At 38.4% G+C, this 20,778-nt stretch carries 17 protein-coding genes; 1 reads left to right on the top strand and 16 read right to left on the bottom strand.

Annotation, left to right across the window (positions count from 1 at the left end; all coding sequences use genetic code 11):
- Nucleotides 1–10: 10 nt before the first annotated feature.
- From H7U17_RS00925 to H7U17_RS00915, 3 genes are all read right to left on the bottom strand, one after another.
- Nucleotides 11–1,039: a phenylalanine--tRNA ligase subunit alpha gene (locus H7U17_RS00925; protein ID WP_186753850.1), complete on the bottom strand. Its 1,029-nt coding sequence runs from the start codon at nucleotides 1,037–1,039 to the stop codon at nucleotides 11–13.
- 99 nt (nucleotides 1,040–1,138) lie between these two features.
- Entirely contained in the window at nucleotides 1,139–5,452 is a 4,314-nt protein-coding gene (locus H7U17_RS00920) for a hypothetical protein (RefSeq protein ID WP_186753848.1), read from the bottom strand.
- A 1,497-nt stretch (nucleotides 5,453–6,949) separates the two neighbouring features.
- A complete protein-coding gene (locus H7U17_RS00915; protein ID WP_186753846.1) occupies nucleotides 6,950–7,990 on the bottom strand; it encodes an RluA family pseudouridine synthase in 1,041 nt (346 codons plus the stop codon).
- 130 nt (nucleotides 7,991–8,120) lie between these two features.
- Here H7U17_RS00915 and H7U17_RS00910 point away from each other — a divergent pair, with 130 nt between their 5' ends.
- Nucleotides 8,121–8,966, top strand: coding sequence for a 1-aminocyclopropane-1-carboxylate deaminase/D-cysteine desulfhydrase (locus H7U17_RS00910; protein WP_230981221.1), 846 nt, complete (start codon nucleotides 8,121–8,123; stop codon nucleotides 8,964–8,966).
- Here the strand turns inward: H7U17_RS00910 and H7U17_RS00905 are convergent.
- From H7U17_RS00905 to H7U17_RS00845, 13 genes are all read right to left on the bottom strand, one after another.
- The gene (locus tag H7U17_RS00905) at nucleotides 8,963–9,481 is read right to left on the bottom strand and encodes a hypothetical protein (protein WP_186753843.1); all 519 of its coding nucleotides are present in this window, start codon (nucleotides 9,479–9,481) and stop codon (nucleotides 8,963–8,965) included. The genes H7U17_RS00910 and H7U17_RS00905 overlap by 4 nt on opposite strands.
- Before the next feature lie 9 nt (nucleotides 9,482–9,490).
- Nucleotides 9,491–10,093 (bottom strand): DUF2179 domain-containing protein, encoded by a 603-nt coding sequence (locus H7U17_RS00900; protein ID WP_186753841.1) that lies wholly within the window; start codon nucleotides 10,091–10,093, stop codon nucleotides 9,491–9,493.
- Between the two features lie 31 nt (nucleotides 10,094–10,124).
- A complete protein-coding gene (locus H7U17_RS00895; protein WP_186754871.1) occupies nucleotides 10,125–11,276 on the bottom strand; it encodes a CynX/NimT family MFS transporter in 1,152 nt (383 codons plus the stop codon).
- Nucleotides 11,277–11,347: 71 nt separating this feature from the next.
- A complete protein-coding gene (gene hemH / locus H7U17_RS00890; RefSeq protein WP_186753839.1) occupies nucleotides 11,348–12,379 on the bottom strand; it encodes a ferrochelatase in 1,032 nt (343 codons plus the stop codon).
- A gap of 231 nt (nucleotides 12,380–12,610) precedes the next feature.
- Complete coding sequence (locus H7U17_RS00885; protein ID WP_186753837.1) at nucleotides 12,611–13,093, bottom strand: DUF4168 domain-containing protein; 483 nt, start codon at nucleotides 13,091–13,093, stop codon at nucleotides 12,611–12,613.
- 162 nt (nucleotides 13,094–13,255) lie between these two features.
- Nucleotides 13,256–13,561, bottom strand: coding sequence for a thioredoxin (gene trxA, locus H7U17_RS00880; protein WP_186753834.1), 306 nt, complete (start codon nucleotides 13,559–13,561; stop codon nucleotides 13,256–13,258).
- 84 nt (nucleotides 13,562–13,645) lie between these two features.
- Nucleotides 13,646–14,203: an OmpH family outer membrane protein gene (locus H7U17_RS00875; RefSeq protein ID WP_186753832.1), complete on the bottom strand. Its 558-nt coding sequence runs from the start codon at nucleotides 14,201–14,203 to the stop codon at nucleotides 13,646–13,648.
- Nucleotides 14,204–14,221: 18 nt separating this feature from the next.
- On the bottom strand, nucleotides 14,222–14,743 hold the full coding sequence (locus tag H7U17_RS00870; protein WP_186753829.1) for an OmpH family outer membrane protein: 522 nt from the start codon (nucleotides 14,741–14,743) through the stop codon (nucleotides 14,222–14,224).
- A 3-nt stretch (nucleotides 14,744–14,746) separates the two neighbouring features.
- Nucleotides 14,747–17,443, bottom strand: coding sequence for a BamA/OMP85 family outer membrane protein (locus H7U17_RS00865; protein WP_186753827.1), 2,697 nt, complete (start codon nucleotides 17,441–17,443; stop codon nucleotides 14,747–14,749).
- A 5-nt stretch (nucleotides 17,444–17,448) separates the two neighbouring features.
- Nucleotides 17,449–18,186 (bottom strand): isoprenyl transferase, encoded by a 738-nt coding sequence (locus H7U17_RS00860; RefSeq protein ID WP_186753825.1) that lies wholly within the window; start codon nucleotides 18,184–18,186, stop codon nucleotides 17,449–17,451.
- A gap of 81 nt (nucleotides 18,187–18,267) precedes the next feature.
- Nucleotides 18,268–19,056: a type IX secretion system protein PorG gene (gene porG, locus H7U17_RS00855; RefSeq protein ID WP_186753823.1), complete on the bottom strand. Its 789-nt coding sequence runs from the start codon at nucleotides 19,054–19,056 to the stop codon at nucleotides 18,268–18,270.
- Between the two features lie 74 nt (nucleotides 19,057–19,130).
- The gene (locus H7U17_RS00850) at nucleotides 19,131–20,006 is read right to left on the bottom strand and encodes an NAD kinase (protein ID WP_186753821.1); all 876 of its coding nucleotides are present in this window, start codon (nucleotides 20,004–20,006) and stop codon (nucleotides 19,131–19,133) included.
- A gap of 14 nt (nucleotides 20,007–20,020) precedes the next feature.
- Nucleotides 20,021–20,686 carry a CBS domain-containing protein gene (locus H7U17_RS00845; RefSeq protein WP_186753819.1) on the bottom strand — a complete coding sequence of 222 codons (666 nt, stop codon included), beginning with the start codon at nucleotides 20,684–20,686 and terminating at the stop codon, nucleotides 20,021–20,023.
- Between the last annotated feature and the right edge of the window lie 92 nt (nucleotides 20,687–20,778).

The raw sequence follows: 20,778 nt of genomic DNA, 5'->3' as shown, positions 1-20,778 counted from the left end.
AGCGACCTAGCTATAAGAGCGGTTTAAACTGTTTCAAGAACCTAATATCATTTTCGGTAAACAATCTTAAATCTTTGATCTGATACTTTAACATCGCAATCCTCTCGATTCCCATCCCAAAAGCAAAGCCAGTGTATTTCTCAGAATCAATCCCACAATTTTCCAACACATTAGGATCCACCATTCCAGAGCCACCAATTTCAACCCAACCAGTACCTTTACATACATTACATCCATCTCCTCCACATAATAAGCAAGAAATATCGATCTCTGCACTCGGCTCAGTAAACGGAAAATAAGAAGGTCTGAACCTTACTTTGGTTTCTTTCCCAAACATTTCCTTGGCAAAGTGATAAAGCGTCTGTTTCAGATCTGCAAAACCTACATTTTCATCCACATACAAGCCTTCCACTTGGTGGAAAATACAATGTGCCCTAGCAGAAATGGCCTCATTCCTAAAAACCCTACCCGGAGACAAAGTCCTGATGGGCGGCTTTTCATTTTCCATCACCCTCACCTGAACCGAAGAAGTGTGCGTTCTCAAGGCAATATCTGGATTCTTTTCAATGAAGAAAGTATCCTGCATCTCCCTGGCTGGGTGATTCTCTGGAAAGTTCAGGGCAGTAAAGTTATGCCAGTCATCTTCAATCTCTGGCCCTTCAGAAAGATTAAAACCAATTCTCTCAAATATCTCAATGATACGCTGTTTGGTAGAAGTCAAAGGATGAATCCCTCCAACAGGCACATTGGTAGCCGGCAAAGTCAAGTCAATATCAGATGATTTGGATGAGCCACTATTTGAATTGACCTTATCAATTAGCTCCTTGAATTTATCTTCAGCTGCTACTTTTACGGCATTGACCTGCTGTCCATAGGCTTTCTTTTGCTCATTAGGAATATCCCTCATTGCAGCAAACAGTTCTCCTACAACACTTTTTTTACTGATATAGCGCATTCTGTAAGCCTCCAGCTCATCCGAGTTTTTGGCATCTGCTTGCGCAATCTCTATTTTTAATGCTTCGATTTTATCCTGATGCATAAATACTTTCTGTTTTAGAAATGCAAATCTAAAATATTATCGATTAATGACCACATAAATATCCGATTGCTTTTGCCTTTAGCAGTAGAAGCCACCAAATTACTCATCATCCTCCTCTTTTTTCGCTTCACCTAAACCCATACTCCCCTTTAATCCTGAGAAACTGAGCTTCCACCAATAGTTAAAAATAAATCGGCTGGTATCCCTCTCTAAATAAATCGGAGCTTCTACCATGGTATTAAAAAACTTACGCGGATTATTGCCCCGGAGTGCAAAGGCATTGAGCACAAAGTTCAACATCCCCGTCCGTCCTCTGGCCTTCTTCAAGGTACGTTCATTGAGCAGCATCACCTTCAAACGATTATACCTGAAATTCATCTTTCCGGATGCCTCATGTTTATTGGCTTGGAATCTCCAGTCCGAGGGCCTTACCACCCCTTCAAGTACCTTTACAAAAGCATTAGTAGCCAAAATAGAATTAATGGTACTCACCTGAAACTCCCCTAAATTCACAGCCACTTCCATTAAATAAGGATCATCAAAATACAGCTTTGCACTCATATTGACAGGTGCCACCCCATTCATCATCGCAAAAGCCTTTAACTCGCTCATCGAAATGGGATAAGGATCATCAAGGGATTTATTTAAATAAAAGGGACTGATGCTAGCAGTCAAGGAATCAAAAGCGATGCTTCCGGGCACCATGCCTTTTTCGGGAAACTCCTTATAAACAACCTTTCCATTCTGGAGCATAATGGTATCCAACTCCATCTTTATACCTGATGACCTCATCAGCTCTTGAGGCATCGGCCTTACGAGAGTCGAGTCAAAGGGCATTCTTTTATCCCTAAAGACATTCACTTCTGGCTCAATGATCGTCATACTTCTCCCCCTGATATCCTTGGATTCTATTATCCCTTTCACATCAACATGATCAAAAACCACCTCTGGTAATTTAGCATGGATGACATCAGTCTGGTATTTCACCTTATCCAAATACTCATAATCTCCATATCGTGGCTTCAGTTCAACCTCCTTTAACACCATACGTTCATTTGAGAGCAGGACCAAGCCCACTTCCAACACATTTAAGGAATCAGGAAGCTTAAGGGTATAATTGGGCAACTCAATTAAAAAATCCTTGTTCAATACCATATTCTTATCGAAGCCCTGATTACTGCTAAGATCAAAGTTAAGGTCACTCAGTACCATATTGACACCTGAGTAATTTTGGACTTTTCCAGTAGTATCTTTTTCCCTAATACTCAAAATTCCTCCATTAAGCCTGAAATCATCAATTACCAATTGCTTGATAACATCTTGTACTACTTCTTTGGCATTTTCATCAGCCTTGGCCTTAGCCCCTTTTTTATCCAAATAAAGATGGATATCAGGTTGGTCCAATTCCAGATCATCAATATCAAGACGTCCCGTTTCCTGAAAACTCGTCAATGATGATGTTTTGATTTTCACCTTGGGGATATAAGCATCTACTATAGGCCCTCTAAATCCTCCATTAAGCTCCAATGGATTTACCCTGAAATCTTCAAAGGTAATCTCATCACTTTTGGTATCTAAGCCAACACTGCTGAAATTAATGGTATGAACACTGTCCCTAAGGGTCAGGGAAAAATCATCTATATCCATGGCCATATTTTCAAAGAAATTTACAATATCTCCTTGCTGCAATTTGGCTGAATCCAAAAACAAGCCATAAAAGGACAGGTTGACTCCAGTGTTAATCAGCTCCCGTTCCCCTCCTTCACTACTGTAAAAAGCATTAAAATGAGCATTGGAAGCCTCCACAGTATCTATACTTATCAAATCAATCTTTTTGGGCAACTTCCTGTTTTTGACCCTTTGGCTTTTCATATCAGCACTATCCAATTCGGCCTGCCTATCAATAAATAAATTGACCTGGGCATCAGCCATCTTCACTTTTGACAGGGACAGGGAGTTTTCAAAGAGAAAAGCCTCCATATCCACCCCGGAAAAACTTAGGCTAGGGATATTTGCACTAAGCGCCAGCTTCATTCCTAAACTACGGTTTGGACTCAGCTTAACATTTGCAGTAACCAATTCATCCTTTGAAGAATTATAGCTGATCCTATCAGCACTCATGCTGTATTTTCCATTGGCTACATTAAAGACATAATTATTCAAGCTTATATCCAACTCCTCTGCGAATAAAGACCCTGCCATCCTTGGAGAAACATCCTTATCCAAATGGAAATTCTTGATATGGATAAACACGTCATTCTCAGCGAAGGTCTTTATCCGATCTCTTACATAATTGTCATAGGCAATGGATCCATTGATCAAACTTACCGAATCAACAATGATGTAGGAAAAATAGCTGGTAGCCAAATCATAGATATCATAAATCCTCTCCTTCTCATCTTCTTCCTGTCTGGCCAAATAACGACTTAATTTAATATTGGGATTATTGACCTCAATATGCTTCACCTCCAACTTTTCATCAAAATAAGCCTTTCTTATATCCACTCCATGCAGGTAAATATCCGGTATTACAAGGTCCAATACAGACTTCTTATTTACCCTTTTAAGATTTTCCTCTACTTTCTCTGGGTGTAATGGCTCAAAACCCAAACCTTTCACTTGTAAACTTTGGGATTTGGTATCAATAAAAATCTTATCTGCCTTGAATATGTGAATATCATCGGTCAATTTCATGGCGTAATCATCCAATTCCAATTGTAATGCTTCTGCCATGAAGAACCTTGTGGTACTGTCCCTTTCCGTGCTTTCGTCTACAGCAAAGTTTTCCATCACAAAACTTACCTTTTGAAAGGAAATACTGTCTTTGTTTATATCCAGCTTATTATTCAGCACCATCTCTCCATCCTGCAGCTCCAGCTTTTTAATATAGATGGCACTGAGATAATCCTTGCTCAAGTCCTGAATGGTATTTACTTGGGATTGCTCTGACCTTTTTTGGATATTCACAAATTTCACAAAGGGCTGACTGATCACAAGGTTTTCAATATCCAAAACACTTTGATTATATACCTTTTTCAAATTAGCCTCCTCTAAACTAAAGCGAGGGATATCCACCTCAAATAAAGTCACATCTTTACCGGCATCTCTAAAAGGCTCCACCTTGGCTCCCTCCACGTCTACCCGGTCCTCAAAAGAAGAAATCTTCACTTTATCACCGGTGATCCAATGAACACCATCAGCCAATACCACCTTCACACTCGATAATTCCAAGGCAGCATCATCTGCATAAAAAAATTGCTCTGGACTAGACTTCAACTCTGGTCCTATATAGACATTCTTCATTTGAAAATCTATTCGATCAGCCTCTATCCGGTTTTTATATTCGTCTTCCACACCCCTTTGAAGATACACACCATCATCTATGGTCAAATCATCAATACTGATAGAAGCCAAAATATCTTTTATCAAAGGATATAAACTATAGTCCTGAAGCACTCTGTCGGATTCGGGCGAAAGCTCTGAATACATTAAGAAACTAGGATTTCTTAATGTCATTTGTCCCACATTGACATCTGTGGTATAAAAAACCTGATTGATATCCGCATCAGTCAGTTCAAGATTATCCAAAACCATATTATAGTAAACCTCCCTTTCCTTGCCAAGATCAGGGCTTAGCACAACACTTTTTGCTTGGATATAATTATCCAATGAGGATACTTGGATTTCACTCGCCTGAAGATTATGAACACTATCCGCTAATAACATTTCAAAGTTCTCCAAAGTAAAATTGAAACCAGCGGCATTAAAGGGGGTAGGCTTTGGCCTTGGATTAAGCATTAAAATATCCTTGATTTGGATATTTGTATTTTCAGCTTTAATAGACTTATGACTGACAAAATTCTCAATGAGCAAATCAGCCTTTTCCACATATAGGTTTTCTATGATTATTTCCTTTAACCTTACATTTTCAACAGAGCGCTTAATTTCACCCAACAATTGTTCTAATCTAGACTCCGTAGAAAAATCATCAATAAGCTCTAGATCTTGTTTGGACTGTACCGAGGGTTCCACAAATCGGATTTCTCCAATATCCAGTACCTTTTCAGAAAAATCATAGCCAACAAATTTTACAGCAATTTCAGGAGCCTGCACTTTATAAATGGGCTTTTTACTTACTGAATCAATTGCCTCCTTGGTAGGGGAAAGCACAAAGCCAGAAAAATAAAATCCTCTTTCAAATATCGAAAGGTGAAATCGGTCAAAATTAACCTCATAAAGCCCACCTGAGGCCTCTTCCACCTTATGCTGAACATAATTTCTAAGCAGGAGATCCGATCCAAAATACACTGTTACATGAAGCACGCCTAATACAAAAAGTGTAATGGAAAAAATGCGAATAATTCGCTTATGAAACCGCTTCAGCTTTTTCTTATCTTTTTTCTTTTCTGCCATATACTATCGTATAGATAGCAAATTATAATTAATTCATCTCAAAAAGAAGTAGCAAAAGATAAAATTACATACAGGTTAAAAACAAAAAAGAGAACGTCTCTATGCATAATGGTTTCCCATTCTCCTTGCCATAAAAACATTCTCTTTTAAATAATTTAACACTTTGCTGTAGGAGAAGGACTCGAACCTCCACGGAGAAGTTAGGCAACACAAGAGCTCTATGTGTGCTTTATCCCAGAATCTCCACCCCCGAGACAGGAGGGCTTGTCTGCCAATTTCAACATCCTACAGTATACAAGTCGCGTTTGACTTATTTGATGCTTCAAAGGTAATAAAGTCCTTCAAATTTTAAAATATAAACAATTTATTATGTTAATATTTACACATTTAACATTAATCACATATATAAATTAACACATAACTAATCAAACATGGTTTTTAAACTAAAATTTTATCATTTTAACAATGATCTAGTTTTTATAGCTATAATCATCGAATACACCAAACCAAAAAGCCAGCTTAAACCAACTAAAACACTTTTATTTGGAAACGACTATAGAGCTGATAAAAAATTTTTGACATAAAAAAAACTATGAAATAGAATTCCATAGCTTTAGTCAATTAACAATAAACCCAAAATAACCTGCTGTAGGAGAAGGACTCGAACCTCCACGGAGTAGTTAGGCAAAACACGAGCTCGATATTTGCTTTATCCCAGATTCTCCACCCCCGAGACAGGAGGGCTTGTCTGCCAATTTCAACATCCTACAGTATCTAGAGACCTTTTATCTCTTCCTTATGATACAAAGGTAATACAAGGAGCAATACGATGCAAATTTCACAACAATATTTATTTTTTATTACATATATTTTAACAAAATACCTTACTTATAATATTTTCAATAATTAAAAACACTGATAAATAATCGAGATTAAAAATAAATCAATAGCAGCTGATAAAAACTTCAATCACTTAAAAAAGGGCTATTAATATTTCTGAATAGGAGATTTATAAACTAATCATCGAAACTCTACTTACTTTCCTAAAAGCCAAATCGGTACTTACATTTCTATTTCAAAAAAAAAGCTATGAAATAGAATCTCATAGCTTTAGTCAATTAACAATAAACCCAAAATAACCTGTTGTAAGAAAAGGATTCGAACCTTTCAAGTACTTTCAATACCCCCAGTTGTGGCTTCACCACCTTACAATTCCTAAAGGAAAACTTTCATCTCCTTGATTATTCTACAAATATACGTCAAGATTTTTACAGTATAAAATTTTACAAAAGTTTTAATGAATTTTTACATTTTTTTCAAAAAACATAACTATACATTATAAATCAAGGCTTTACACATCATAATTTTAAGTCATTTTTTGAAAACTCAATAATGAATTTATAGTTTCCACTATTATTTCAATCAAATAAAATCCAATATTCTTAACGTATAGTTAAAAACAAAGTTCAAAAATTACCGATTATAAAATCAAAATGCTTAAACATCAAAGTTTACATAATTCTCCCATTTATCTACAACAACACGCATATCACTTGGTAAATCCGTAGAAAACTGCATAAACTCCCTGCTAATAGGATGAATAAATCCCAAAGATTGCGCATGCAATGCTTGCCTTGGCAATTCTTTAAAACAATTTTGAATAAAAGCCTTGTACTTAGAAAACTGGGTTCCCTTTCTTATCTTATCCCCACCATACATTTGATCATTAAACAGTGGATGACCTAGGTATTTCATATGTGCACGAATCTGATGGGTACGACCAGTTTCCAAATTACACTGCAGTAAAGAAACATACCGTAATCGCTTTAATACTTTCCAATGGGTAATCGCATGTTTACCTGATTCACCCTCAGGATAAGTACTCATCACCTTACGATCTTTGACACTTCTGCCAACATGAGCATTTACCGTTCCCTCATCCGATTCAGGCTCACCCCATACCAGGGCTATATAAGTACGCTCAATACTGTGGTCAAAAAACTGCTTAGCAAGATCAGTCATTACCTTCTCTGATTTAGCTATCACCAATAGCCCACTAGTATCTTTGTCTATTCTATGGACCAAGCCCGGTCGCCCAGTATTGCCGGGCAATTCTGGCAATTGGTTAAAATAATAAACCAAACCATTCACCAATGTCCCCGTCCAATTACCATGGGCTGGATGAACCACCATCCCCGCAGGCTTATTCACCACGAGCAAATAATCATCCTCATATATGATGTCCAGCGCTATTTTTTCAGGTATTACTTCTGTTCCCTTTGGTTCTGCAGCCAAACTCAATGTGATAACATCTCCAGGCTTAATCTTATAATTGGACTTACAAGTTCTGTCGTTTACTTTGACAAAACCATCATCAATAGACTGCTGCACTTTATTTCTTGTAGCATTGGCCACCTTATCAGTTAAAAACTTATCTATACGAATGGCTGCTTGCCCCTTATCCACTTCTATCCTTAAGTGTTCGTACAGACCTCCATCACCATTTTCAAAAGTTTCGTCTTCCAATTCTTCTCTCATGATGCAAAAATACAGGACTAATCATAAAGTTTTTGATAATTTTGAATGAAATAAAAAATATCATCCCTTGATAAGTCCTCACTCACACCCAAATCAAAAGATCAGTACCCCAGAAAGTATCTCCCAAAACTTGGAGATTTACATAAAAAGACTTGATTTGATCCACCCTCTAATAAGCGGAAACAAGTTTTTTAAACTTAAATACAACTTAAAAGAGGCAATAAATGCTGGCCATGATACCATTTTGACATTTGGAGGTGCCTACTCTAACCATATTCAAGCAAGTGCTGCTGCGGCCAAAGCAGCTAATCTAAAAGCCATAGGCATCATAAGAGGAGAAGAGCAAACATCCCTTAATCCTACCCTACTTACCGCCAAAAACAATGGCATGCGCTTATTCTATATGGACAGGGAAACATACCGAAATAAGCATAAAGAGCAAGTAATTCGTTCTCTTCACGAAAAATTCGGAAAATTCTACCTGATCCCCGAAGGAGGAACCAATCGTTTAGCTATAAAAGGCTGTGAAGAAATCCTTGATAAAGAAGACCAACAAATGGACTTTATTTGTTCAAGCATTGGAACTGGAGGAACCATTTCGGGCTTGCTAGGCTCAGCAATGAAAGAACAAAAAATCCTGGGCTTCTCTTCCTTAAAAGGCAATTTTATCATCAAAGAAATCAATGAACTATTAGGAAAGCATCAAATTCACCCTCAATGCTCATGGGAAATATTCACCAATTATCACTTTGGTGGCTACGCGAAACACAAACCCGAACTAATTGAATTCATCAAAAACTTCAAACACCAATACCAAGTCCCTTTGGACCCCATCTACACAGGCAAGCTGTTTTACGGGGTATTTGATCTGATCAATAAAGGCCATTTCCCTTCTGGCAGTAAAATCATGATCATCCATTCAGGAGGCCTACAAGGTATAGAAGGATTTAATCAACGCTTTATGGAATCGCTTTAGGACATCATAAGTTTTGAAAGAATCTTTTTCGCCCTGTTTTTAAAACCAGGAGAACCGTAAGGAAGCATATCCTCCAAAACCATCTTTAAATCTGCTCTTATTTCCGGATATTTAGCAGAAAGATTAAACACCACCTGCATTGCAAACACGCGGATTGCTATAGCTTGCTTCCTATCTACTAAAAAAGAGAAAGCCAAATCAAGTACCTCTCCCTCATATTTCCCAGGCACTTTCTGACTTTGGAGCATTCTAAAAATATTCCGCTTAACGGCATCATGGATATCATCTCTTTTTAACAAGCCTATAATCTCTGGAAAATAAGGCGACAAAAGCTTTGGATATTGCTCTATAATCAAGGCTATGGGATGAGCGGCCCTTTGACTTATCCTATAAGGTCCACGAACAAAAACACCAAACAAATTAGAAAACCGGCTTTTATCATACCCTACATATTTGACAATCTCCATAGATTGGGCCTTCGAATGTCCCGCTTCCAAATGTAATCGTATATCCATTTGATCATTTCATTTTCTTTCCCTATTAAAAAGTCTTGTAGTAAACCTAGGGCGGTCCTCCATCACATTAAAATCATCTTCACTAATTTTCTTTACACTTTCTATGGTATAAAAGGCCTTATCATTACACTGCTTAACCTTATTAACAAATTCCTTCAGGGCATCTCTTTTCATCACCGTAAAAAGTAAATTGACCTTACCGTATCTCCCCTCAGCCCCCACACTGGTAAATCGATAGTCTTTTTCTTTCATAAATTCTATAAGCTCCGGCATGGGTTCTTTGGTAATCACCCTTACCAACACCCTTCCCAAAGCCAACTTCTCTTCCACTACCATTCCCATATAGGTCCCGGCAGCAAAACCTCCTGCATAGGCGATATAAGACAAGGGGTTATCAATATTTTGAAATATCTGCCCTATGGCCAACAACCAAATCAAAGCCTCAAAAAAACCTAATATAGGCGCAATGTTCTTCTTACCATTGAGAACAAACATTATCCGAAGCGTATTGATGGTCACATCACCGATCCTGGCCAAAAAGATCAAAACGGGCATAATGACATAAGTAAATAAGTTGTCATCAATTCCCAATGTACTAAAGAACTCTTGCATGATTCAGCTCTTAATCTATGGTAAATACAAATTAAACTTTCACGTCTCTACCTACCTTGCTTCCCAAATAAGCCAGAATAATGGAGAATACGATTAATATTTCAATAAACAAATTCAAGTCCTGAAACAAATCTAATAAAAGACCAACCGTAAGTGGTCCCAAGGCGGCTAAAAAATATCCTACTGACTGCGCCATACCCGAAAGCTTTCTAGTTCTATCTCCTTCAGACCTCAGACCAATTAAAGTATAAATCAAGCTGATGCTCGCTCCCAAACATAGGCCTATAATGGTCAATCCAAAATAAAGCAAGGTAAAGTTACTCGTAAACAAAAAGCAATAGCCAAGTAGAAATGCCAAGCCAATTAAAACCGAAAGGGCAATTTGTGATCTATATTTCACCGCTAATAAAGGTGCTAAAAAGGAACCTATCAATCCAACAACCTGCATCAAGCTCAATGCAAAACCCGCTTTCTCAACTGAAAAGCCTTTACTGATCAGCAAATCAGGCAACCAGGCCACTATGGTAAAAAACATCAGGGACTGTATACCCATATAAATACTAACTTGCCAAGCTAATTTTGATTTCCAGACACTATTACCAAAGGTCTCTGCTTCCTCAGGTCCTTTTACCTTATGCTTTCTCACTTGTGGAATCCAAACAATAATAGCCAATATCAACAAGGCCAACCAAACCAATAAGGCACCCCGCCAACCGAGCCCAAGTCCAACAGCAATCGGCACACTGACCCCAGAACCTATAGCCGCAAAAAGTGACATTCCAGTAGTATATCCACTGGTCATTATCCCCATCTTATCGGGCAGTTTAACCTTGATCAAGGGGATCAATAAAACATTACACAATATTATCCCAATACCCGTAAGGGCAGTACCAAAATACAGTATAAAAGCCCCTCCTTGTACCCGAATAAAAATTCCAAAAGCTATCAAAACCAGCGCTATCAAAATAGCCCTTATGGTGCCAAAATAGCTGCCGATTCTACTGGCCAACAATGAAAAAACGCCAAATATCAATAATGGCAGTGTAGTCAAAAAACCAGACCAACCATTGGACAAATCCAAATCTTCCCTGATCAAAGGAATCAGTGGCCCCACAGAAGTTAGTGAAGGTCTCAAACAAAATGATACCAATACAATTCCCAGCACCAAAAACCATTGGCCCATCTTGTCTTCACGACTTTTGAAATATCTATTCAAGGGAAATAAATAATAATTACAAATCTTTATAAAATCAATCAGGTATTTTGAAGTACTATATCTTTTACACAATCTACCCAGGTATCATTGGAATTCAGACTAGGCACCAGGTCCCACTGTTCTCCTCCTGCTGCTTCAAAAACTTCTTTGTACTCCTCTCCTACTTCCACTGTCGTCTCCAAACAATCGGCCACAAATGCTGGGGAAAATGCCAAAACCCTTTTTGATCCTGCCTTGGCCAATTCATTGATCTTATCTTCAGTATATGGCTGTATCCATGGATCCTTCCCTAATCTTGACTGAAAGGCCGTATGCACTTTATCCTTGGGCAACCCCATTTTTTCGGTCAATAATCTGGTAGTATAAAAACACTGGGCCCTGTAACAATACTGATTGGAAGGAGTCTGCACAGCACAACATTTATCATTTAATTGGCAAAAACCATTGCAAGAAGCTTTCTTAATCTGCCTCTCTGGCAATCCATGGTAGGAGAACAAATAAGCATCGTATTCCTGCCCCTGCATAGTTTCTTCAGCAATTTCCTTCCAGGCTTCCAAAAATAAGGGATGGTCCATAAATCTTGCTACATAATTGATCGCTGGTACCACTTGCCAATCTTGTATGACCTCCATAACCTTATGGATTACTGAACCATTGGTGGCAGAAGCATATTGCGGAAATAAAGGCAATATTATGATCTTTTGCACCTTGGCATCTTGCAGTGCGCGAAGTCCTTCTTCTAAACTGGGACTTTGATACCGCATCGCCATTTCAACATGGTATTTCTTAGCATCCAACTGCTGAATAAGCTTAGTCTTCAAATCTTCTGTATGAAATAATAAAGGCGATCCCCGGTCTGTCCATAGCTTTTCGTACTCTGCAGCAGACTTAGGTGCCCTAAAAGGTGCAATAATACCATTGACCAGAAACCATCTAGAGAGAAAAGGGATGTCTATTACTCGTTCATCCATTAAAAATTCCCTGAGATACTTTCTTACGTGAGGTACAGCAGTACTGTCTGGGGTTCCTAAATTGACCAATAGCACTCCTACTTTTGCCTTATTATTCATAAATTCTATCACTTTTTTAGAGAAACCAAAATTACAACCTATTGTTATAAATTACTAAGTGATTACATCAACCATGGATTGACAAAACCTATTAAACACTAAAGTTACGCTCAAATCCAGGCTTTTGGATGTTCAGTTTACAATTTATTGAAAGCAGTCTTTAATTAACTGAGATAATACAAAAAAAGCGGACTTCTCAGCCCGCTTTATTCAACCTACATTTTATGCAAGTCATTCTTTGTTCATTTTTTCCTGCATCAAGGTATCTATTTTTTTCTTTACTTTTTGATCTTGATTATAGGCCATAGACATTCTTTGAAAGGTCTGAACACTAAGTTCCTCTTCCTGGATCATTTCCTGAACCTTAGCTTGTACACCCTTCTGCATCTCCATTACTTTTTGTCCAGCCTGGTTGAATTTGGCCAATTCAGCAGGGTCATCTGAAGCATCCTTGATATTACCGGATTGCTGCGCCCTGGCCAATTCCTGAAATCTATTAATGTCCAAACCCTCATCTTGTATAGCTTTCACCATCTTACCTTGGAGTTCTTGCTGTACAGGAATAATAGCTACATTGATAGCTACAAACTTCTCATAATCCTCATCTGTAAAATCATTTTCTACCGCCGCCCCTTGAGCAAAAGCAGTTCCCTGTAAAGCAAAGAACATAAAAGCGAATACAGAAGCTATAGATAATAGATTAATTTTTTTCATAAAAGGTAAATTAATTTAGTAATCGTTATTTTTTTAATTTACAAATTTTTCATGTTTTTACCATAAAACAATACATTTAGTTATGGTTTTACACAAAAACCTATGAGATAAAGCCAATTATAGATAATTTAATCTATAAACATGAAAAATAAACAATGGGCTTTAGACTACTCCCTTAAGCTGTTTGAGTAAGTCTCTTTTGGTCATTACGCCGCCTTTGCGCCACAGGATCTTTCCTTTCTTAAACAAGATATAATGTGGGATTGACCTGACGGCAAAATTTAGGGCCAGCTGATTGTTCTTATCGATATTAACTTTTAATAGCTTGACTTTTCCTGAAAGCTCATCTATCACTTCTTCTAGAACAAGTTCCATGGTCTGGCATGGCCCGCACCAATCTGCATAAAAATCTACCAACACCGCCTCGTTGGACTGCCTGATAATGTCCTTGATCTTTTTCTTAGCCATATTGAAATGATTTAGGATAATCAAACAAATATATAAACAAAAAGCCCGGCTGATGGCCGGGCTTCAAATGATCTTATTCAATAATTACTGAGGCAATTCAGCATTTTCTGGCATTTGCTCAGGAATTTCAATTCCTAGTTTAGCTGCTACCAACTCCGTGAACTTATCAGCTTCCTTAGTGTAAAGCAATACTGGAGATTGACCAGCAGTTTCAGAGAAGATATGCGTATAATTGTGCTCAGCGGCTACTGAATTGATGGCATTGAAAACCTTAGTCTGAACCGGCTCCAACAATTCGCCTAATTTCCTTTGATAAGAAACCTGGGCATCTTGTTGATATTTTTGAAACTCTTCTTCAAGCTTTCTCAATTCCTGCTGCTTGGCCATTCTTGCCTCTTCGGTCATGGTCTGGGCAGCTTGCTGATAAGATTGAAACTCTCTTTGTAAATTTTGTTGTTTTGTCTGGGTGCTCGTTTGTAATTGTGTACCGTAATCCTTCATATCAGCATCGATCTGCTGCATTTCTGGCATCAAGCTCATCAATACCTCTACATTGGTATAGCCAATTTTAACATCTTGGGCTTGTGCTACGAAGCATAAACCGAACATTGCAATGGCTGAAAGGATAATTCTTACTTTCATAATTTTAGTTTAATTAAGTTATTTGTTTTCTTCTATTCCTAATTCTTCTATCACAAAATCCGAATAATCATGTACCGGATCTGTATAAATCATCGATAAATCAGCCGCTTTATCAAACATGATGGCGATGCCATTACGTTTAGCTACCTTATCGATGGCATCAAATATTTTGGATTGCAAGGGCTGCATTAACTCTGACTGTTTCTGGAAAAATTGCCCCTTCGGTCCAAAGACCCTGGTATTAAATGCGGTGGCATTTCTTTCCTTCTCTTTGATTTCATCAAGCCGCTCTTGGTACATTTCCTCAGTAAGCAGGACTTCTTCCGCTTTGAGTGCATTGTACATTTCCTTGATCTCATTCTCCAAATTCTGTGCCTCTTTTTTCCAAGTACTTGCCAGACTCTCCAATTCCTTCTGAATAACCTTATAATCAGGATGTTTATTCAGCACATATTCAGAATCCACATAACCAATCTTCTGCGCCATGACAGCAGGACTGAACAAAAATAGTAAAAGTACTAATTTCAGACACTTTTTCATGATTTACCTGAATTGTTGACCAATTGTGAAGTGGAACATTCCACCACTTGGCTCTGGTGCACCTGGAGCTGGATCAAAGCCATAACCCCAGTCTATACCTAGCAAGCCAAAAGCTGGCATAAAAATCCTCGCACCAAAACCTGCAGATTTCTTCAAGTCATATGGGTTGAACTCCGCATAGCTTCCCCAGTTGTTTCCTGCCTCAGCAAAACCAAGCAGATAAATGGTTGCGGAAGGGTTTGGAGAAACCAAGAACCTCAGTTCCATCACCTGCTTATTATAAACCACACCACCAAAAGGAGCTTCAATCCCCTGATTTCTTTCTATTCTTCCAGGAGTAATCACCTGGTTTTCATAGCCTCTTAGACCAATGATATCCTGTCCCAATGAGAAGTTATTAAAGGTCATACCATCACCACCCATCACAAATCGCTCAAGAGGAATAATCCCTATCTTATTTCCATAAGAGCCCAAGAACCCTAAGTGCGTCCTGGCATTGATCACGAATTTGCTGGAGCCAAATATAGGCGTATAGAATTTCGCATCAAACATCCATTTATGATATTCCAGCCATTTATACTTTTCTTCATCGGGTGATTCACCATCGATTGATTTATTCAATGCCGAATAGGGAGGAGTAAAGTTGGCACTTAAGGAAATATTAGAACCTACCCTCGGATAGATCTGCTGATCGACATTGGATCTACTTACCGTGATATTATAGGTCAAACTGTTTGATTTACCTGTTCCATAACTTAAACCAAAGCTTCTACCATATTCATCAAATTCATAAATCTGGTACTGAAGTGAATTACTTATGCTGAAATAATCATCCGGCCAGGTAACTCTTTTGGCCAAGCCCAAAGTCACACCGGTAATCTTAAAGAAACCCAGCTCTTCTCCAAAGTTATTTTGATTAAAAACATCAATTCTTCTCTGGACAGAGTGATTAAAACTTACACTCAAGGCATTCGGCTTTTTACCTCCAAACCAAGGCTCCGTAAATGAGAAACTATAATTCTGGAAACTTTTACCATTGGCCTGCACCCTCAGTGATAATTTCTGACCGTCACCCACCGGTAGTGGTCTCCACTTCGAGAAATCACCAATATTCTTCACAGAGAAATTATTAAACACCAATCCAACCGTACCAACGAATCCATAGAATCCACCCCAACCACCGGACAATTCTATCTGGTCATTTGGTCGCTCCTCTAATTGGAAAACAATATCTACTGTCGCATCTTCAAAATTTGGCCTTAGATCAGGATTAATGGTTTCAGGATCAAAATATCCGATCTGGGAAAGCTCTCTGATGGTCCTTACTAACAAGGCCCTGTTAAACTTCTGACCAGGCAAAATCCTGATTTCACGCATCACCACATGATCGGAAGTTCTTTCATTCCCTTCAATGGAAACTGAGTTTACAGTCACCTGCGGCCCTTCAAAAATCCTCATCTCAATATCGATGGAATCGGCCACTACATTTACCTCCACAGGATCAATCGTAAAGAAAAGGTAACCATCATCCTGATAAAGAGAACTGACATCATCCCCACGACTAGGATCATAATTCAACCTTTTATCCAGTCTTTCTTTATTATAGATATCCCCCTTTTGAATACCCAACTTTTGTAAAAGCACTTCATCATCGTGGATATAATTACCTGTAAAACTAATATTTCTATAGTAGTACTGCTTACCTTCTTCTATGTCCAGCTCAATATTGATAGTTCTTTCATCAAAATTATAAATGGAATCACGGGTGATTTCTGCATCCCTATATCCCTTATTTTGATAAAAACTGACTACATTATCTTTATCGTTTCTGTATTCCTTCTTATTGAATTTTGAAGAAGCGAAGAAGTTTAATTTGATGTTTTTATTGATATAGGTTTTGACTTCTTCATCAGAAACAGGATTTCTGTACTTAATGGTATTGCTTAGATTTTCACCATTGGCATTTTTCAATCTTTGGAAGACATCCTTAAAAATACGAACACGGGCATGCTCGTTGGTCTTTTTCATCTTTTTCTTAATCTTGCCATCACTTATATGCTCGTTTCCTGCAATGGCAATCTCATTGATTTTGATTTTGGACTTCTTATCCACATCAAATCTCAGCTTAACACTATTTGGAAAAGTAGTATCCCTTTCCTGAATGACTCTCACATCCGTATTGAGGTAGCCCTTTTCAACAAAATATTGAGTAATATTTCTTTTGGAAGTGTTCAAAACATCATCACGTACCACACGACCTCTGATCTGTACCTTGTCTTTTAGCTCACTTTCCTGAGTCCTGGTCACTCCACTAAACTCCACAATACTGAACCTTGGTCTTTCTGTAAGGTCCAATAAAAGGTATATTTCATCCCCTTCGATCTTCGTCACCAAAATCTTTACATCCCCGATGATCCCTTGGCCCCAGAGTTTTTTCAGGGCATTTGAAATGGCATCACCAGGCACGCTAATTTCATCACCGACCTTAAGACCAGACAAGGAAATAATGGCGGTTTCATCAAGGGTCGAAAGTCCAACAGCCTTGATTTCTGCAATTTTAAAATTCTTTGGCTGAACATAATTCAACTCAAGAATGTCCACTGGTTTTTGAACCGAGTACCTGCTTTGTCCTAGCCTAATCTGCGCTTGGGTGATACCGGCAAAAAGAAGTAAACAAATTATTAGTAAGCTTTTTCTCATTAATCTCATGATTTAATCTGTGCACCTGTTTTTCCAAATCGTCTTTCCCTGTTCTGGTAATCAACGATGGCCTCATGCAGGTGCTCTTTTCTAAAGTCTGGCCATAACACCTCTGTAAAATACAGCTCTGTATAGGCCAGTTGCCAAAGCAGAAAATTACTAATTCGCAATTCTCCACTTGTCCTGATCAGCAATTCTGGATCAGGAATATCCTTGGTAAGCAAACTAGAAGAAATCAACTCCTCCGTCACTTCCTCCAAATCAATTTCTTTGTCAGCTACTTTTTTGGCAATGTTTTTTACCGCTTTGGTCACCTCCCATCTACCGCTATAACTCAGTGCAAGCACCAAGGTCATCCCGGTATTTCCGGAAGTTGCCTCCATCACTTCGCTAAGTTTTTTTTGAAAACGGCCTGAAAGACTATCAAAATCCCCCACATAGGTCAATTTCACATTATCCTTCATTAAATCAGGGAGCTGGCTTGTCATGGTATTCATTAACAATTCCATGATAGCATTGACCTCAAACTTTGGCCTAGACCAATTTTCTGTTGAAAAGGTATAAAGGGTAAGGTACTTTACTCCCAAATCGTTTGCTCCAGTGATCGCCTCTCGCACCGCAGTAATGGCATTTCTATGTCCAAAAACACGTTTAGCACCTTTTCCCTGCGCCCATCGACCATTTCCATCCATAATGATGGCTATATGTTTGGGTATGTTCTCCTTGTGAATCACTTCCTTCATTCCAGTATAATCCGAACTTAATTTTTTGGAGGTACAAAAATGCTATTTCTTTTTTAATAATCTATCCCAAGCTCCAATTAATTAATAATTAAAGCATTCTACTTGGTGGAATGAATAACTGAGGGTCACGCCTAAAAAATAATACCAGTCTTTATCAGACTTATTTCCATAGTTGAGTCCATAAACTGGTGGGGTATCATTGGGGTCGCTTGGATTGGGGACATAATTAGGGTCAGGGAACCGCGGTATATAATTTTCGTTATATTCTATTTTATCAAGAAAATCCGTAACAGTTGGCCTGAAACCAAACTCCAAAGCCATAAACAACCTCTCCTTTAACTTGTACTTAATCCCCAAGCCAAATGGAATTACAGGGGTGGACAAGGAATACTTCCCTTCATCATCAGGATAGATTTCTCCCTGATAGGCCTGGCCTTTTCCAGAGAAAAAGGTATAGCCAAAACCAAAGAAACCATAAGGAGAAAACCTGAAGGTAGAATGTGGAGCCAGATAATCCAGAAAATGATATTCCATAAGCGCATGTCCCTCTACCAACAATCCTTTAAAATAAGCATTTCTGGACTGGGCCATGGCATCCAATGGACTTACACTGTCTGCTGCGTTTAAGCCTGCCACGGAAAACCCGAAGCGAAGGCTCCAAACATTGTCAAAATTTCGTCTGCCAAAAAACGTTCCTTGAAGGCCCAATTGTTCCGGGTCCAAGCTTCTGATGATATCACCAGAATAAGTGGCAACCCCTAGGCCCAAGCCATATTCGTTTTGTTGCGCTTGTAGTGGTACCATGGGAAAACTCAATAAGAGCCCAAGCACAATGACCAAACACAATTTTTCAAATTTGACTTTTTTCAAGACGCTGCAATTTATAAAGTACCTAACGAATAAAAAACCCTCTACAGTATTCTCAGGGTTAATTTATGTTAAAACTAATTTCTCATATCAAAGCCCCAATTCAGCTTTTTCCTTAAGGTGTCAAAGAAACTGTAATCGTGGAACTTAACCAACTTTGCTACAAATTTTTCTTTTTTCACGGTCAATTTCACCGAAGCCTCCACCGCCGTTGACCTGGAATCCAGTGAAATTAAGAATTTCTCACTTCTCCCTTCAATGGTAAAGGTGATCTCACTTTCGTCCGAAACGATCATGGGCCGCACATTGAGGTTATGCGGGCTTACTGGAGTGATCACAAAGTTCTTGGCCAAAGGAGATATCAAAGGACCTCCACAACTCAGTGAATATCCAGTCGATCCTGTAGGTGTCGCAATAATCAAACCGTCCGCCCAATAGCTATTCAGGTATTCTCCGTCGATATAGGTATGAACCGTAATCATAGAAGAAGTATCCCTTTTATGTATGGTAAATTCATTCAGTCCATATGGAACGCCATTAAACAACTGTTGATCAGCTTCCAAATTGATCAATGCCCTATCTTGAATAGTAAACTTCCCGTCATAAAGCACTTCTATGGCCTTTTCTACATCTTCTTTGGCGATGGTCGCCAAAAAACCCATCCGGCCTGTATTGATACCAAGGATAGGCACCTCATATTCCCCAACCATGGACACGGTATCCAAAAGTGTCCCATCACCACCTACAGAGACCACAAAATCCATTTCACCTAACTTTTCTCTATTGGGTAATATAGTGAATCCGGTAGCCTTGGCTCCGGATTTTTTCAAATTCTTCTGAAAAGCGGCTGTAAGGTAAATATTGGCATTATGCTTATGTAGTGCACTAATTAATTGTTCAATATATGGAACAAATTCCCGCTGAAACTTTATCCCATGAATGGTTATATTCATTGAAAAGGGCTCATTTAAATATTCAAAAATCTAAGCAGGTTATCCAATCGGTCTTGTTCTCCACTTTGGGTCATTTCCTCCTGATAATGGTCGATGACCTTATAACCAAATCTTTCCAAGGTGGCCTTAACATGCCTCAATTCTGTTTTATCGATCTTAAGGATTACTTTTATTTTACTATCATCCAAAGGATCGCTGGTGAGAAAGCTACTCAATATCTTGGCATTTTCAGATTCGATCACCCTTGCAATTTCGAAAAGGCTATAATCCGTCATAAACATGGACAAGACCAACACCCCTCCCTGAGCCTGAATAGCCATGGAATCAGCAAAAGCGGCAATGGCATCTTCTAAGGTCACTACCCCATGATAAATATTGTCCTTGTCTACCACCGCGACCATATTGGTTTGATATTCTGATGCTACCCTGAGCACATCGTAAATATGCTTATCCTTTGAAACAAAACAGCCTTCAGCTTCCAATGGCAAATCTGATATCAAAATATCTTCCCTATTGAAGTTATAGATCATTTCATCAGTCACTAGACCTTTGAACATGCCTTCTTCCACAACCGGTAAAACATCTGTACGAATTTCCTCCATCCATGACAAAGCCATTCTGACCTTATCAGTCAATTTCAATGGGGGAATCATATTATTGATAAATTCGTATGCCTGCATGTTTTAAAGATATTAAATTGTAGTTAATATTTAAAACGAATCCTTCTATAAACAAGTTTGCCATTTTAAAATATATAAACATCACCATGGCA

The sequence above is a fragment of the Echinicola salinicaeni genome (genome assembly GCF_014280965.1).
GTDB classification, from domain to species: domain Bacteria; phylum Bacteroidota; class Bacteroidia; order Cytophagales; family Cyclobacteriaceae; genus Echinicola; species Echinicola salinicaeni.
The sequence above is the reverse complement of the archived record's forward strand: the minus strand, read 5'-3'. Positions and strand labels throughout refer to the sequence as shown.